16 protein-coding genes are annotated in these 14,002 nt (G+C 69.9%); 13 read left to right on the top strand and 3 right to left on the bottom strand.

Annotated features, from left to right (window positions below; translation table 11 throughout):
* The first annotated feature begins 47 nt into the window (after nucleotides 1-47).
* Nucleotides 48-866: a TSUP family transporter gene (locus tag AB6V31_RS01055; protein WP_056224583.1), complete on the top strand. Its 819-nt coding sequence runs from the start codon at nucleotides 48-50 to the stop codon at nucleotides 864-866.
* Between the two features lie 10 nt (nucleotides 867-876).
* Here AB6V31_RS01055 and AB6V31_RS01060 read toward each other — a convergent pair whose 3' ends face one another.
* Nucleotides 877-1,266, bottom strand: a complete 390-nt coding sequence (locus AB6V31_RS01060) for a hypothetical protein (protein WP_369363502.1) — start codon at nucleotides 1,264-1,266, stop codon at nucleotides 877-879.
* A gap of 120 nt (nucleotides 1,267-1,386) precedes the next feature.
* Here AB6V31_RS01060 and cofG point away from each other — a divergent pair, with 120 nt between their 5' ends.
* The 4 genes from cofG (at nucleotide 1,387) to cofC (ending at nucleotide 6,959) form a co-directional block, all read left to right on the top strand.
* The gene (cofG, locus tag AB6V31_RS01065) at nucleotides 1,387-3,741 is read left to right on the top strand and encodes a 7,8-didemethyl-8-hydroxy-5-deazariboflavin synthase CofG (protein WP_369363504.1); all 2,355 of its coding nucleotides are present in this window, start codon (nucleotides 1,387-1,389) and stop codon (nucleotides 3,739-3,741) included.
* Complete coding sequence (locus AB6V31_RS01070; RefSeq protein WP_369363506.1) at nucleotides 3,738-5,207, top strand: flavin-containing monooxygenase; 1,470 nt, start codon at nucleotides 3,738-3,740, stop codon at nucleotides 5,205-5,207. The genes cofG and AB6V31_RS01070 overlap by 4 nt, the downstream gene beginning before the upstream one ends.
* Before the next feature lie 17 nt (nucleotides 5,208-5,224).
* A complete protein-coding gene (gene fgd, locus AB6V31_RS01075) occupies nucleotides 5,225-6,235 on the top strand; it encodes a glucose-6-phosphate dehydrogenase (coenzyme-F420) (protein ID WP_074694673.1) in 1,011 nt (336 codons plus the stop codon).
* Nucleotides 6,236-6,323: 88 nt separating this feature from the next.
* The gene (gene cofC, locus AB6V31_RS01080) at nucleotides 6,324-6,959 is read left to right on the top strand and encodes a 2-phospho-L-lactate guanylyltransferase (protein WP_369363508.1); all 636 of its coding nucleotides are present in this window, start codon (nucleotides 6,324-6,326) and stop codon (nucleotides 6,957-6,959) included.
* A 13-nt stretch (nucleotides 6,960-6,972) separates the two neighbouring features.
* On the opposite strand, the gene cofD is transcribed toward cofC, so the two are convergent.
* Nucleotides 6,973-7,938, bottom strand: coding sequence for a 2-phospho-L-lactate transferase (gene cofD, locus AB6V31_RS01085; RefSeq protein ID WP_369363509.1), 966 nt, complete (start codon nucleotides 7,936-7,938; stop codon nucleotides 6,973-6,975).
* A 140-nt stretch (nucleotides 7,939-8,078) separates the two neighbouring features.
* On the opposite strand from cofD, the gene AB6V31_RS01090 reads away from it, so the two are divergent.
* The 8 genes from AB6V31_RS01090 (at nucleotide 8,079) to AB6V31_RS01125 (ending at nucleotide 12,432) form a co-directional block, all read left to right on the top strand.
* Nucleotides 8,079-8,480, top strand: coding sequence for a YbaB/EbfC family nucleoid-associated protein (locus tag AB6V31_RS01090; protein ID WP_170210724.1), 402 nt, complete (start codon nucleotides 8,079-8,081; stop codon nucleotides 8,478-8,480).
* Nucleotides 8,481-8,485: 5 nt separating this feature from the next.
* The gene (locus AB6V31_RS01095; RefSeq protein WP_074694671.1) at nucleotides 8,486-8,800 is read left to right on the top strand and encodes a hypothetical protein; all 315 of its coding nucleotides are present in this window, start codon (nucleotides 8,486-8,488) and stop codon (nucleotides 8,798-8,800) included.
* Nucleotides 8,797-10,125 carry a hypothetical protein gene (locus AB6V31_RS01100; RefSeq protein ID WP_369363512.1) on the top strand — a complete coding sequence of 443 codons (1,329 nt, stop codon included), beginning with the start codon at nucleotides 8,797-8,799 and terminating at the stop codon, nucleotides 10,123-10,125. The genes AB6V31_RS01095 and AB6V31_RS01100 overlap by 4 nt, the downstream gene beginning before the upstream one ends.
* 70 nt (nucleotides 10,126-10,195) lie before the next feature.
* Entirely contained in the window at nucleotides 10,196-10,561 is a 366-nt protein-coding gene (locus AB6V31_RS01105) for an SseB family protein (RefSeq protein ID WP_369363514.1), read from the top strand.
* Complete coding sequence (locus tag AB6V31_RS01110) at nucleotides 10,558-11,097, top strand: hypothetical protein (RefSeq protein ID WP_074694668.1); 540 nt, start codon at nucleotides 10,558-10,560, stop codon at nucleotides 11,095-11,097. Before AB6V31_RS01105 ends, AB6V31_RS01110 begins: the two co-directional genes overlap by 4 nt.
* Nucleotides 11,098-11,170: 73 nt before the next feature.
* Nucleotides 11,171-11,518: a hypothetical protein gene (locus AB6V31_RS01115; RefSeq protein ID WP_143017833.1), complete on the top strand. Its 348-nt coding sequence runs from the start codon at nucleotides 11,171-11,173 to the stop codon at nucleotides 11,516-11,518.
* Between the two features lie 40 nt (nucleotides 11,519-11,558).
* The gene (locus AB6V31_RS01120) at nucleotides 11,559-12,080 is read left to right on the top strand and encodes a hypothetical protein (RefSeq protein ID WP_369363516.1); all 522 of its coding nucleotides are present in this window, start codon (nucleotides 11,559-11,561) and stop codon (nucleotides 12,078-12,080) included.
* An 82-nt stretch (nucleotides 12,081-12,162) separates the two neighbouring features.
* Nucleotides 12,163-12,432, top strand: a complete 270-nt coding sequence (locus AB6V31_RS01125) for a hypothetical protein (protein ID WP_369363518.1) — start codon at nucleotides 12,163-12,165, stop codon at nucleotides 12,430-12,432.
* A gap of 212 nt (nucleotides 12,433-12,644) precedes the next feature.
* On the opposite strand, the gene hemL is transcribed toward AB6V31_RS01125, so the two are convergent.
* Nucleotides 12,645-13,985 (bottom strand): glutamate-1-semialdehyde 2,1-aminomutase, encoded by a 1,341-nt coding sequence (hemL, locus tag AB6V31_RS01130; protein WP_074694665.1) that lies wholly within the window; start codon nucleotides 13,983-13,985, stop codon nucleotides 12,645-12,647.
* Nucleotides 13,986-14,002 lie beyond the last annotated feature (17 nt).

The following is a 14,002-nucleotide window of genomic DNA, read 5'->3' on the forward strand; positions in this document are numbered from 1 at the left end:
GGCGTCCGTGCATTTGGTCGCCCCGCCCGGGTCGGTGAGAATCAACCGTGCTCGATGGACCGGTGATCGCCGAGTGGCTCCCCGTCTCGGTGGCGGCCCTCCTGCTGCTGCTGATCGCCGCGGGGGTCGCCGGCTGGGTCGACGCGGTCGTCGGCGGGGGCGGTCTCATCCAGCTCCCCGCGCTGGTCATCGCCGTCCCGAAGGACGTCGCGACCCCGTTCATCCTCGGCACCAACAAGTTGTCGTCGTTCTTCGGGACGCTGTCGGCCAGCTGGGTGTACCTGCGCAAGATCCGCGTGCAGCTCGTTCTGCTGATCCCCCTGGTGGCGGGGGCGTACGCGGGCTCCACGGTCGGCGCGGCGCTCTCGCGATTCGTCCCTCGTGAGGTGCTGACCCCGATCGTCCTCGTCGCGGTGATCGCCGTCGCGCTCTACACGCTGTTCAAGCCGCAGATGGGCCTTCACCACGAGCCCCGGCACGACAAGGCGACGGCCATCGCCTGGCGTGCGGCGGCGATCGGTCTCGCGGTCGGGTTCTACGACGGCATCCTGGGTCCGGGTACCGGCTCGTTCTTCGTCATCCTCATCGTGAGCGTGCTGGGGTACGGCTTCTTGCAGGCGAGCGTCAACGCCAAGATCGCCAACCTCACCACCAACCTCGCCGCTCTTGCGGTGTACGGGGTGCACGGCGAGATCCTTCTCGTGCTGGGGCTCGCGATGGCCGTCATGAACATCACCGGCGGCTTCATCGGCGCTCACATGGCGACGCGACGCGGCAGCGGGTTCGTGCGGATCGTGTTCCTCGTGACGCTGTCGATCCTGATCGTGAAGCTCGCGTGGGACACCGTGGTGCAGTTCACGTCGTAGACGGCGCTGGTCAGCTCACGATGTCGGCGACGTTCTCGGGCTCGGATGCCACGTCGAGGCGCAGCGCCTTGAGCAGGGCGACCCCGTGCTTCGTCGTCAGCACCAGGCGCTCGAACTCCTCGTGACCGGAGAGGTCGATCACGACGCTCGGCTTGCGACCGCGGATGATGACGAAGTCGTTGCCTCCGGCGGACTTCCAGGTGCCCGCTCCGACAGCGACGGGGAGATTGATACCGGGATTCGGCACGCCTCGGATCCACGTCCACGCGTCGTCGGTGAGCTGCACCCGTTCGATGTGCTCACGGGGAACGACGATGTTGCTCGTGCGGAAGGACAGCGCACGCTCGGTCGGCGAGAGCACGACCTCGAGCTGCGTCGAATCGAGCAGCAGGGTCACCATGTGTTCCATCCTGCCAGCGTCGGGCGGGGCGAACGGGCCTCTCACCTCACAGGACCGCAACGATCAGTAGCCGTCCACCGTCACGGCCCGGATGTCGGAGCCGCGGGATAGCCTTGACCAATGAGCACGGGCAGCGTTGCGCCGCGAGTCGCACCGGCCCGAGGCGCGTCGATCGACGATCTCCTGACCGCGATCGCGGCGGGGCACCGCCCCGACGTCGACGAGACCGAGGCGCTCCTGCACGCTCCGCTCCCCGCGCTCTTCCGCGTGGCGTCGGCGCTGCGCGACGAAGGGCTCGAGCACGCCGGCCGGCCCCGTGTCATCACGTACTCGCGCAAGGTCTTCGTGCCGCTCACGACCCTCTGCCGCGATCGCTGCCATTACTGCGTGTTCGTCGACACCCCCGGCCAGCTCGCCCTGCTGCGGAAGCCCGCGTACATGAGCCCGGAGCAGGTGCTCACCGTCGTGCGCCAGGGGCAGGCGATGGGCTGCAAAGAGGCGCTGCTGACCCTCGGCGACCGCCCCGAAGAGCGCTGGCCCGAGGCCCGCGCGTGGCTCGACGAGCACGGCTTCGCCTCGACCATCGACTACGTCGCGCACATCGCCGGGCTCATCACCGCCGAGACCGGCATGCTCGTGCACGCCAACCCCGGCGTCATGCACCCCGACGAGCTCGCCGCCCTGCGCCCCGTCTCCCCGTCGATGGGCATGATGCTCGAGACCACCTCGCGTCGCCTCTACGAGGAGCCCGGCCAGGTGCACTTCGGCTCGCCCGACAAAGACCCCGCACTGCGACTGAAGGTCATCGACGACGCCGGGGCTGCCGGCATCCCGTTCACGACCGGCATCCTCGTCGGTATCGGCGAGACCGTGCGCGACCGCGCCGAATCACTGGTGGCCCTGCGCGAGATCGACGATCGCCACGGCCACGTGCAGGAGGTCATCGTGCAGAACTTCCGCGCGAAGCCCCGCACGGCGATGCAGGGCGCTCCGGATGCCGACATGCACGACTACCTCGCCGCGGTCGCCGTCGCGCGACTCGTGTTCGGCGCCGACATGCGCATCCAGGTGCCGCCGAACCTCTCCGACCCGCGCGAGCTGAGCCTGCTGATTGACGCGGGTATCGACGACTGGGGCGGCGTCTCGCCCCTGACAGCCGACCACGTCAACCCCGAGCGCCCGTGGCCGCAGATCGACGACCTGGCCGCGCAGACCGCGGCGCAGGGCTACGTCCTCCGCGAGCGCCTCACCGCGCACCCCGAGTACGTGGGCGACGCCGAGCACTGGATCGCCCCCGCTCTGCACGGTCCTGTTCGGGCATTGGCGGATGCCACGGGACTCGCGGCCGACGTGAAGCCCGCGGCGGCACCGGCCTCGGTGATGACGCCCGGCGCACGTGCCGTCGACCCCGGCGTGAAGCGTCTGGCCGAGCGGGCGGCATCCGCCCCTCTCGACCTCGGCGACGACGACTGGGTCCGGCTGCTTCGCGCCACCGGTGCCGAGCTCGACGAGCTCACCGCCGCCGCCGACGACGCACGCCGCTACACGGTCGGCGAGCCCGTCACCCTCGTGCAGAACCGCAACCTCACCTCGACCGGGTTCCGTCGGACGGGTCGGGCGGGCGCGGGAGAGTTCGACCTCGACGACGCCACCGAGATCGCCGCGGATGCCGCTGCGCTCGGCGCGACCGAGATCTGCATCCAGGGGGCGCTGCGGCCCGACGAAGACCCCTCGGGCTACCTCGACCTCGTGCGGGCGGTGAAGCGCGGGGCTCCCGGCATCCACGTGCACGCGTACCGACCGCTCGACGTGCGCGACCTCGCCGACCGCGGCGGATTCGGACTCGACGGCGCACTCGCGGCGATGCGCGACGCGGGTGTCGACACCGTGCCCGGCACGGGCGTGAAGCTCCTCAGCGAGCGCGTGCGCGCCCTCGTCGCCCCCGGCGATCTCGAGATCGATCGCTGGGTCGAGGGCATCACCGCGGCGCATCGCGCGGGCTTCCGCTCGACCTCGGTGCTGTTCTACGGGCACGTCGAGACCGCCGCGGAGCGCATCGCGCACCTGCGACGCCTGCGCGAGATCCAGGCCGAGACCCGCGGCTTCGCGGAGTTCGTGCCGATCCCCCTTCCGGGCGCAGACGTGGCCCTGGTCGAGGGTCGCAGCCCGATCGACGAGCATCGCGCGATGGTCGCCGTGTCGCGCCTCGCGCTGTCGGGGAGCATCTCGCACGTGCAGATCCCGTGGACCCGCGTCGGACGCGAGGCCGCGGCTGTGCTGCTGCGCTCGGGCGGCGACGACCTCGGCGGCACGCTCTACGACGGTCGGGTGCTGCCCGACACCGGCATCGAGCAGGGCCTCGAACTGCCGGTCGCGGCCGCCGAGCGCATCGCGCGGAGCCTCATGCGGCCGTTCCGACTGCGGACCACCGACTACCGGGTCGCACCCCGACCCGGCGACGGGCACCCGGCATGAGGATCATCGACACCGTCGTGGTCGGGGCGGGCTTCGCGGGCCTCGCGATGGTCGGAGCCTTGCGGCGAGCCGGCCGCGACGACGTGATCGTGCTCGAGCGCGCGGCCGACGTCGGCGGAACGTGGCGCGACAACACCTACCCCGGAGTCGCGTGCGACGTGCCCGCGCACCTTTACAGCCTCGCCGCGCACCCCCACGCGGGCTGGTCGCGCACCTTCGCCCCGGGCGGCGAGATCCAGGACTACCTGCGCAACGTCGCCGCCCGCGAAGAGCTCGGCGACAAGCTGAGGTTGCGCACCCCGATGCTGGGCGCCGCGTGGGACGCCGAGACGTCGGTGTGGCGCATCGACACCGGCGCCGAAGAACTCCTCGCCCGCTCGCTCGTGCTCGCGTGCGGTCGCCTGACCGAGCCGTTCGTCCCCTCGATCCCCGGGCTGGAGTCGTTCGCGGGGCCGCTGTTCCACTCCGCGCGGTGGAACCACGACGTCGACCTCACCGGCAAAAGGGTGGCCGTCGTCGGCACCGGGGCGAGCGCTGTGCAGCTCGTGCCCGAACTCGCGCGTCTCGCCGCCCACGTGACGCTCTTCCAGCGCACCCCGGCGTGGATCGTGCCCCGCGGCGGCGGTGACATCCCCGTCTCCGAGCGCGAACGTCTCGCCGACAGCCCCGGCGCCCTCGCGCGCCTGCGGGCGGAGCTCTACGCCGAGGGCGAGCGGCGTTTCGCCTCGCGTTCGGGTGACACCGTGGCATCCGCCGCCGCCCGCGATGCCGCCCTCGCCCACCTGCACGCGCAGGTCACGGATCCCGCTCTGCGCGCCGCGCTCACCCCCGACTACGCCTTCGGCTGCAAGCGCGTGCTGCTCTCCGACGCGTTCTACCCGGCGGTGGCGTCGGATGCCGTGACCCTCGAACCCACGGAGCTCGCCGCGGTCGACGGATCGACCCTGACCGCCGCGAGCGGCGAGCTATACGAGGCCGACGTGCTCGTGCTCGCGACCGGCTTCGCCGCGGCCGAGCAGCCATACGCCGACCTCGTGCGCGGTGACGACGAGACCCTCGCCGAGCACTGGTTCGAGGGCATGACCTCGTTCGGGTCGACGGTCGTCGCCGGCTTCCCCAACCTCTTCGTGCTCAACGGCCCCAACGCGAGCCTCGGTCACAACTCCGCCGTGCTCATGGCCGAAGAGCAGTCCGCCTACGTGGTGCGCGCCCTCGCCGAACGCGACCGCCGCCCCGAGCGGGTGCTGCGCGTGCGCCCCGAGGCCGAGGCCGCCTATACCGACGAGATCGACGCCGCCGCGGCATCCACCCCCTGGATGACCGGCGGATGCCGCAACTGGTACGTCGATTCCCGCTCGGGCCGGCTCACCCTGCTGTGGCCGGGCACCGTGCAAGCGTTCCGCGAGCGCCTCACCGGCGCCGACGGGTCGGAGTTCGAACCCGCGCACAGCCCCGTGCGCAGCTGACACTGGAGGAGTCACAGATGAGCGTTCCCCTGAGATTCGGCTACAAGGCCTCGAGCGAGCAGTTCGGGCCCAACGAGCTGCTCGATTTCGGCGTGCTGGCCGAGGAGGTCGGCTTCGACTCCGTCTTCCTCTCCGACCACCTGCAGCCGTGGATGCACGACGGCGGCCACGCCCCCAATGCCCTCCCCTGGCTCGGCGCGCTGGGTGCGCGCACCGAGCGCGTCATCATCGGCACGAGCGTGCTCACCCCGACGTTCCGCTACCACCCGGGCGTCATCGCGCAGGTGTTCGCGACCCTCGGCGTGATGTACCCGGGCCGCGTCGTGCTGGGCGTCGGTACCGGCGAGGCGCTCAACGAGGTGACCCTGGGCCTCGAGTGGCCCGAGCCGCCCGAGCGCTTCCAGCGCCTCAAAGAGGCCATCACGATCATCAACGAACTGTGGGCCGGTGAGCGCGTCACCTACGAGGGCACCTACTACTCGGTCAAGGACGCCACGATCTACGACCGCCCCGAGCAGAAGGTGCCGATCTACATCGGCGCCTCGGGTCCCGCGGCCACGCGCCTGGCCGGCCGCATCGCCGAGGGCTACATCACGACGAGCGGCAAGGATCCCGAGCTCTACACCGAGAAGCTGCTGCCCGCCCTCGACGACGGTCTGTCGAAGGCCGGGCGTTCGCGCGACGACGTCGACACGCTCATGGAGGTGAAGGTGTCGTACCACCCCGACCACGACACCGCGATGGAGAAGACCCGCTTCTGGGCTCCCCTGGCGCTCACCGCCGAAGAGAAGATGAGCGTGCACGACCCGATCGAGATGCAGCGCCTCGCGAACGAGCTGCCAATCGAGCGCGCGGCCTCGCGCTTCATCGTCTCGACCGACCCCGACGAGCACGTGGAGCGCATCGCGCGGTACGTCGACCTCGGCTTCCGCCACCTCGTCTTCCACGACCCCGGGCACGACCAGGAGGAGTTCCTGCGCATGTACGGCGACGAGATCCTCCCGCGCCTGCGCAAGCGGTTCGCCTGAGGCGGTGGGGGTGGCAGGGTCTGCACGTTTCGCGGCACCCCGCCACCCCCGCACGGGAATGTCGGATGCCCGGCACACAATGGAGGCGATGAGCATTCCTGACGCCTCCGGCTGGACGATCGTCGTGCCGGTCAAGCCCGCCGCGGTCGGCAAGAGCCGACTCACCGACGTGGGCACCGACCGCGAGGCCCTCGCGCGCGCGATCGCGCTCGACACCATCGCTGCGGCCTCCGCAGCCGATCTGGTGTCGCGCGTCATCGTCGTGACCGACGACGAGGGTGTCCGCTCCGAGTTCCGTCGCTCGCGCACCGTCGACGTCGTCACCGAGGGCGACGCCCGCGGCCTCGACGCCGCCATCGCCCTCGGCGCCGAGGCGGCCGGTGTGGGCGCCCCGCGCGCCGCGCTGCTGGGCGACGTCCCGGCCCTGCGCCCCGCCGATCTCGACGCCGCGCTCGAGCTCGCGGCATCCGTCGAACGAGGTCTGGTCCCGGATGCCGAGGGCACCGGCTCCACGCTGATCACTGCCCGCGCCGGGGCGGTGTGGGTCTCGGCCTTCGGCCCCGACTCCGCCGCACGCCACCGTTTGCTCGGCTGTACCGACCTCGCCGTCGAGCGCGACTCGACGCTGCACCGCGACGTCGACACCGCGGCTCAGCTGTCCGAGGCCGTGGCGCTGGGCGTGGGCCCGCGGACGTCCGCGGTGCTGGCGGCGGCTGCGGCCTGACAGGTCCGGCGCTTCAGGCCTCGAGCGCCGCCTTCGCGATTGCGGCGGACGTCGCCTCGTCGCGCATCCAGAGCGGAGCGACGACGGCGCGCAGACCCGCGGCCTCGACCTCGGATGCCGACGCCGAATCCTCTTCGGCGAGCAACCATGCGTCGAGCACGCCGTCCGCCGACCGCGCGCCGTAGTGCCGGGCCACGGCCGCGGCGGAGGTCTCGACCCCGACCGCGGTCAGGCACACGTCGGCCATGCCCCGCACGACCCGCCCGCCGATGATCGGCGAGACGCCGACGACCTTCGCCGACGTCTGCCGCACGGCATCCCGGATACCGGGAACCGCCAGAATCGGACCGATCGACACGATGGGGTTCGACGGTGCGATCAGCACGACATCGGCCCCCGCGATCGCCTCGGCGACGCCCGGGGCGGGCACGGCATCCGTGATCCCGGGGTTCTCGAAGGCGCGGGGCGTGAGCTTCGCGCGGTGGCGCGTCCACCACTCCTGGAAGTGCAGGCGTCCGCCGTCCTCGAGCAGCACGTGGGTGTCGACCTCGCTGTCGGTCATGGGGAGCATCCGGATGCCGAGCGGCCACCGCTGCGCCATGCGTGCGAGCACCTGGGTCGGCGTGAGGCCGTCGCGCAGCCACCCCGTGCGGGCGAGGTGCGTGCCGAGGTCGAGGTCGCCGAGGGTGAACCACGGCCAGCCCGCGCCCCACGCCTGGAGTTCTTCGTTGACGCGCTCGGTGTCGCCGGCCCGCCCCCAGCCGCGCTCGGTGTCGTTCACCGCCGCGAGGGCGTACGTGATCGAGTCGACGTCGGGCTGCAGCCGCACGCCCGAGAGCCACAGGTCGTCGCCCGTGTTGACGACGACGGTGGCCTCGGGAGCGTTCAGCCGGCGAAGGGCGGCACGGACGCCGAGGGAGAATCTCGACCCCCCGACTCCACCGGCGAGCACGACGACACGGGGCTGCGAGAGAAGCATTGGTTCAGTCTTCCATCCGACGTGGAGTGTGCGCCGTCGGTGAGACGCCTCACCCCGACGGCGCCAGCACGAACGGCGCGAAAATGAAAGTTCTCACATCTTTGACCCAGGTCATGGGCTCGGGGACTACCATCACCCGAGTGACAGACCTCTTCTCCTCTCGTGAAGCCGAGGCGGCCATCGCTCGGATCGAGCAGCAGGTGGCCGAAGCGCAGGTTCGGGCAGCTCAAGCGCAGCAGGTGCAGGCGGACATCGACGCGGTTCGCGCGTCGGCGACTTCTCCGCGCCGCGAGGTCACGGTGACCGTCGATGCGGCGGGACGGCTGGCCGGTATCCGCCTCGCCGACGCCGCGTACGAACTGCGTCCTGACGCGTTGGAGCAGCTGATCGTCGAGACCGCGGGGCGCGCTCAGGTGCTGGCGGGTGAGCAGGCGTTGGAGATCACGCGGGTCGCGTTCGGCGCTGATTCACCGATCGTCGGTCACCTCGCGGGTGAGCTCGATCGTGAGCCGCCGTCGCAGCCCATGGGTTTCCGGGTCTGACGCGAATGGCCGACCGTATCGCCGTCGACTCCGAACTGATCGGCTCGCACGCCTCGCGGCTGAGCGCCGTGGCATCCGACATCTCCGTCGCCCGTGATGCCGGGTCATCGGGCGGATTGCATGCCGAGGCGTTCGGGGTGTTGTGTTCGTTCCTCGTGCCGCCCGCGACGATGGTGGCCGACGCCGCTCGGTCGTTGATCGGTGCCGCCGAAGACATGGTGCGCCGCTCCGCCACCGAGATCGTGGGTGTCGGAAGCGATATGGACGCGTACGAGCAGAAGGTCCTCGCATCGATCCGTGCGTTGGAGACGGGTCTGTGAGCAACGCGCTCGTCGCCGGTCCCGTTGACACGGCGACCCCGTTCAGTGGGGCGGGGCTTCTGGATTCGGGGACGCAGTTGGCATCCGCGATCGAGTCCGGCAACTGGGTCGAAGGTGGCCTCGCGGCCTTCAGCACGGTCGTCGACACCGTCGCCACCGCCATCGACCCCCTCGGGTCGCTCATCGCCGCCGGTCTCGGCTGGCTGATCGATCACTTCGAGCCCATCAAAGGCTGGTTCAACGACCTGACCGGAGACGCCGGCGCCGTCGCCGGGTTCTCCCAGACCTGGACCAACGTCCAAAACCAGCTCAACAGCTCCGCCGACTACCTCGACCGCGTCGTCAGCGACCTCGACGATATGGCCGGCGAAGCCATCGACGCCTACCGCCGCTTCCAAACCGACGCCGCCGCCCACATCCGCGCCTCAGGCCAATGGGCCGGCGCCATGGCCACCGGCCTGCAGATCGCCTCGACCATCGTCCAGGTCGTCCACGACCTCGTCCGCGACATCCTCTCCCAGCTCGTCGGATCCGCCATCTCGTGGGCCACCGAAGCCGTCGTGACCGTCGGACTCGCCACCCCCTGGATCATCTCGCAAGTCTCCTCCCGCGTCGCCAGCTGGACAGCGAAGATCAGCGGCAAGCTCACGGGCCTGCTGCGCTCGTGCGGCAAGCTCGGGGATCTTCTCAACGAGCTTCGGGCCCTGATGAGCAAGGGCGCTGGACTGCTCGGAAGCGTGCCGCGGCGCGCACCCCACGGGGAAGCACCCCCGCGGGTTCCGCGCTATTCCGAAGAAGCTCCGCGCGCTCCCCTCGACGTCCAGCCGGGCGAAGCGCTCACTCCTTCACACCTCGCCGAGATGGATGCAGCCGGCTACCACTCGTCACTTTTCGGCGATGGCGCCGTTCATTACTACGACGTCGACAACGCCAATCTCGGTGCCCCGAACGGAGATGTCTGGGCCATGCCCGTCTCTGATGCTGCCCGCATCGACAGCGTGAGCGCAGCCGCGAAAGAAACAGGTATGGCGCCTCAGGCGGCCGACGCCTACATGAACGGCGGCGATGTCTACGCGGTTCACTTCCCGGTCGACCCGCGTGACCTCCGCCGCCCGGTGCTTGAAGACGCGCAGGGCAACCCGAACTTCTACCACGACCCCACGAGCGCCGATCCGACTTACGGACACACCGCGGTCGTGATGGACTCCGGGTATCTCGTGAACCAGACGCGGGAGACGATCTATCCCGGCGGCGCGCCCGTTCCTCCGGGATCCGTCCTCACCAAGCTCGTGGACGGATCATGGCAGGTCGTGAGGAAGTATTGAGTGACACCGGGCTCGCCCCCACGCCGTCTCGGTCGTCCGTTTCATCGCCAGCCACACAAGGAGATCTCTGATGGCTTCAGTGCTCGAGACAGCGATCGCCCGAGCGCGATCGGGCCAGCTCACCATGCAGTCAGTGCTCTGGACGTTCGCGGCGAGCACGCTCTACGTTCCGAGCGGAGCGGACCCGGGAGAGACGTTCACGGACTTCCAACCCGTGCTGTTCCCGAAAGACGACCACTCGATGATGGCCGTCTTCACGTCTCCTCGGGAGGCCGAGCGCGTTTCCCACCTTGCGCCGTTCGTCGTCGCCATGTCGGGGAGCCAGCTGCTGCTGCAATCCCCGGCAACGCAGGGCCTCGTCGTCAACCCCGGTTCGAACCTCGGGTTCGACATCGAGCCGGCGGGGATTGCGAAGTTCCGAACCGAACTGGCGTGACGGCTCTGATGCCGTCGAGAGACCTCGGATGTCCGGCGTGCCTCGACCTCGCCATGCGCGAGCAGCAACCGAAATTGGTGCTCACGACATCGCCCGACGACTTCCTGTACCGCTGCGACTACTGCCAGACGTGGTGGACCGGGAACAGTCGGTTCCGCAACCCCGTCACCGTTCGTGACGCCGAAGCGCGCTTTCCCGGACACGGTGTTACACGCTCACCCGCCGTCGACGACGCGGAGCTGAGCGAAGCGATCGTGCTCTACACCGGGTGGGGTGTCTCCCCGGAACCAAGCGATGATCTGGGAGCCGTGGTTGCCCGATTCGGTGATGATGCCTCCGACCTCACCCCTGTGCTGACCGCATTCATTCGTGGTTCGGCCTCCATCGCGTTCCACGAGGTCGCGCCCGCGGACGACGGGCTTCTCGGGCGTGTTCGCACCAAACTAGCGGCCATCATGCCGCGTCTCTCGACAGACGCCGTAGACGCTCTAGCGTGGCGTTGGCCGACCGTGGTCCCGCAGACCTCGCCGTTCTAGAACGCACTGCCCTCGCTGGGAGTCGGACATAGGGCTGGCCCAGAGCGAACCGCACGAAAGTTGAGACTCGAGCATGAAGGACCTCGGCTTCGAAAAACTCTGCGACATTCTCCGAGACGAATTCGGTTCGGCTCCCGTGTCCAGCCCGGATCACCCGCACGTCGGCGACGGGGACCCCGTCCTGGGCACTCTCGTCCTGCTGAACGAAAGATCGACCGGGTTTGCCGTCGGGACGCAGGAGCGCGGACAGTGGGCCGAACTCGCTCGGTTCGATTCGGAATCGGACGCGTGCGCCTTCGCTCTGGATTCGATTCGGAAAAGCCGCCGACCGGGTGCGCCTCTCGGCGCAGCGGAAAGAGCCGCATCCGAACGGATCACCCGCGAAACGGATGAAGCCCTGCGGCGTTCACTCGGTTTATAAGCACGTCCGCCAGCACACAACGGAAAGGGAGGAGCCGCCGATGGCCGATGCTGCCGAAGCCGCGCGAAGGTTTTTGAGCGCTCTCGAGAAGTTGCCCGCTCACACCGGGATCGTCTTCCACGGCCTCCCGTACATCCCCCCGCTCGCACCTGCCCGGTGGACCCGAGGCGTCACCGCCACGAGCAAGGACCCGCGCATCGCGACCGAGAACTTCTCGAGCCCCGCGATCGCCGCCATCGTCAGCCGCACAGGACGCGAGATCGCGGCCTTCTCCGCCCACCCCGCGGAGCAGGAGGTCGTCCTGCCTCCCGAAGTCGTCCTTCTCGAGGTCGCGCGCATCAATCTCCCCGACGGCCGTCCCGTGGTGATCGTCGAGCAGCTCGCGGAGCACGATCCGACCAGTGACCTCCCGCCGACTCTCAACGACCTGGTCACTCTGGTGAACGACGCACTGAGGTCGGCGCAAGCCCTCGAGCCGGCACCAATCACCACCCCGGGCAAATTCGTCGAACCACTCTTCTTCCTCGACGTTCGCGCCGCAGAGAACTCGGGTAACACATGAGTGAGGTGGACGAGGCGCCACCGCCCAGCACAATGCCAAGGGAGCCGCGGGGTACCCCGGTGAGCTCAGCGAAGGACGCACCATGACCCTCGACACCGCCCTCACCGCCTACATCTGGGCTGACGACTCCGCCGTCCCCGGCCGGCATCCCGAATCCGTCCCCGATCGAGCCCTGCGCAGGCGCGTCGAGGGCCTGATCGAACGAATGGATGCCATCGCCCCCGGCGACGACGCGACAGATCTGGCCGCGTGGGCTGACCGCACTGTCCGCGCGCTCGTTGTAGAGCGCGGTGACGTGGGCGAAGCCGGCATCCGGGCCCTTTCCGCTCTCCTCAGCTGGACGTGGCGCTGACCTCAGGCCTGACCACGCGGGCACGGTTGCCAGGTCGCGCGACGGCGCCGAGGTGCCATCGACGTCGGCCACCACGCCACGAGTCGCGAGAACAGCTGCAAGATGGTGGACGGCGCGGGGCGTGCGGGGAGCATGACTCCAGCCTTCCGGCCGCACCTGCCCCGCGCATCATCGCAAAGGACGAAACGTATCCTCCGCGAGGATGATCCCCGCTACTGAGCCAGCAGCGTTGGATCCAGCGCCTCCGCGGCCGCCTTCGCCGCGACCGGCAGCGCCTCGAGCACGCGGTCGAGGGCGACGTCGTCGTGCGCGGCGGTGAGGAACCAGGCCTCGAACACACTCGGGGGCAGTGAGACACCGGCATCCAGCATCGCGTGGAAGAACGGGGCGTACCGGTAGGACTGCTGCGTGAGCGCCGTCGCGTAGTCGAGGGGCACCTCGGACAGGAACGCGACGCCGAACAGCGAGCCCGCGCGCGGCACGGCGTGCACGACGCCCTCGGCCGTCAGCGCAGCGTCCAGCGCCTCCGACACCTGCGCGGCCGCGGCGTCGACCGCCGCATAGACCTCGGGAGTCGCGAGCCGCAGCGTGGCGAGACCCGCGGCCACCGACAGCGGGTTCCCCGACAGCGTCCCCGCCTGGTACACCGGACCAAGGGGCGCGAGGTGGTCCATGATCTCGGCGCGACCGGCGAGGGCCGCCAGCGGCATGCCGCCGCCGATGACCTTGCCGTAAGTGAGGATGTCGGGCAGGTAGCGCTCGCCCTGCGACGCCTGCAGGCCCCAGAAGCCGGCGGGGTGCACGCGGAATCCGGTGAGCACCTCGTCCATGATCAGCAGGGCGCCGTGGCTGTGCGCGATGTCGGCCAGCGCCGCGTTGAAGCCGGGGAGCGGTGGAACGACGCCCATATTGGCCGAGGCCGCCTCGACGATGATCGCGGCGATGTTCTCGCCGTGCACCTCGAACACCTCGCGCACCGCGTCGAGGTCGTTGTAGGGCAGCACGAGCGTCTGCGCGGCGATCGGCGCGGGAACACCGGCCGACCCAGGCAGGGCGAGGGTCGCGACCCCCGAACCCGCGGCGGCCAGCAGGCCGTCGGAGTGACCGTGGTAGTGCCCGGCGAACTTGATCAGCAGGTCGCGACCGGTCACGCCGCGCGCGAGACGGATCGCCGTCATGGTCGCCTCGGTACCGGTCGAGACCAGCCGCACCTTCTCGATCGGCTTCAGATCGCCCACCTGCACGCGCTGCGCGACGAGATCGGCGAGCTCGACCTCGGCCCCCGTCGGAGCACCGAAGGACAGACCACGGGATGCCGCGGACTGCACCGCCTCGACCACCTCGGGGTGCGCATGGCCGAGCAGAGCCGGACCCCACGAGGCGACGAGGTCGACGTATTCGCGACCCGCGGCATCCGTGATCCGCGGGCCGGAGGCCGACTGCACGAACCGCGGCGTGCCACCCACGGAGCCGTACGCGCGCACGGGCGAGTTCACGCCACCCGGGATGACGTCCTTGGCGCGAGCGAACCACTGGTCGTTGAGATCGGTCATGAATCCATCCTCCTAGA

The sequence above is a fragment of the Microbacterium sp. 16-032 genome (assembly GCF_041079455.1).
Lineage (GTDB): Bacteria > Actinomycetota > Actinomycetes > Actinomycetales > Microbacteriaceae > Microbacterium > Microbacterium testaceum_A.

Coding starts and splice junctions, on each gene's coding strand:
- AB6V31_RS01095 (WP_074694671.1), top strand. CDS start 8,486: ATGGCCGACCGTATCGCCGTCGACTCCGAACTGATCGGCTCGCACGCC.
- cofD (WP_369363509.1), bottom strand. CDS start 7,938: ATGCTTCTCTCGCAGCCCCGTGTCGTCGTGCTCGCCGGTGGAGTCGGG.
- AB6V31_RS01120 (WP_369363516.1), top strand. CDS start 11,559: ATGGCCGATGCTGCCGAAGCCGCGCGAAGGTTTTTGAGCGCTCTCGAG.
- cofG (WP_369363504.1), top strand. CDS start 1,387: ATGAGCACGGGCAGCGTTGCGCCGCGAGTCGCACCGGCCCGAGGCGCG.
- AB6V31_RS01070 (WP_369363506.1), top strand. CDS start 3,738: ATGAGGATCATCGACACCGTCGTGGTCGGGGCGGGCTTCGCGGGCCTC.
- cofC (WP_369363508.1), top strand. CDS start 6,324: ATGAGCATTCCTGACGCCTCCGGCTGGACGATCGTCGTGCCGGTCAAG.
- AB6V31_RS01060 (WP_369363502.1), bottom strand. CDS start 1,266: ATGGTGACCCTGCTGCTCGATTCGACGCAGCTCGAGGTCGTGCTCTCG.
- hemL (WP_074694665.1), bottom strand. CDS start 13,985: ATGACCGATCTCAACGACCAGTGGTTCGCTCGCGCCAAGGACGTCATC.
- AB6V31_RS01125 (WP_369363518.1), top strand. CDS start 12,163: ATGACCCTCGACACCGCCCTCACCGCCTACATCTGGGCTGACGACTCC.
- AB6V31_RS01105 (WP_369363514.1), top strand. CDS start 10,196: ATGGCTTCAGTGCTCGAGACAGCGATCGCCCGAGCGCGATCGGGCCAG.
- fgd (WP_074694673.1), top strand. CDS start 5,225: ATGAGCGTTCCCCTGAGATTCGGCTACAAGGCCTCGAGCGAGCAGTTC.
- AB6V31_RS01115 (WP_143017833.1), top strand. CDS start 11,171: ATGAAGGACCTCGGCTTCGAAAAACTCTGCGACATTCTCCGAGACGAA.